The 387-nt window shown below is 65.9% G+C and carries 1 protein-coding gene; it reads right to left on the bottom strand.

Going from position 1 to position 387, the window contains the following annotated elements:
- Window positions 1–387, bottom strand: a 387-nt coding sequence (locus IE00_RS19360; RefSeq protein WP_305790326.1) for a CoA-transferase, incomplete at both ends; no start/stop codon positions are given.

Raw genomic sequence — 387 nt, 5'->3', positions numbered from 1 at the left:
CACGATCACCCGGCCCACGCCCGCGACCAGGTCCATCGCGCCGCCCATGCCCTTGATCAGCTTGCCGGGGATCATCCAGTTGGCCAGGTCGCCGTTTTCGGCCACCTCCATCGCGCCCAGGATGGCGGCGGCGATCTTGCCGCCCCGGATCATGCCAAAGCTGGTCGCGCTGTCGAAATAGCTGGTGCGGTCCAGTTCCGTGATCGTCTGCTTGCCGGCGTTGATCAGGTCGGGGTCCTCCTCGCCCTCGAAGGGGAAGGGGCCCATGCCCAGCATGCCGTTTTCGGACTGCAGCGTGATGTCCTTGTCGCCCACGTAATTGGCGACCAGGGTCGGGATGCCGATCCCCAGGTTCACGTACATGCCGTCTTCCAGCTCCTGCGCGGC

This window comes from Paracoccus sp. SM22M-07 (assembly GCF_001887735.1).
Lineage (GTDB): Bacteria > Pseudomonadota > Alphaproteobacteria > Rhodobacterales > Rhodobacteraceae > Paracoccus.
This window is presented reverse-complemented; position numbering and strand designations above follow the sequence as displayed.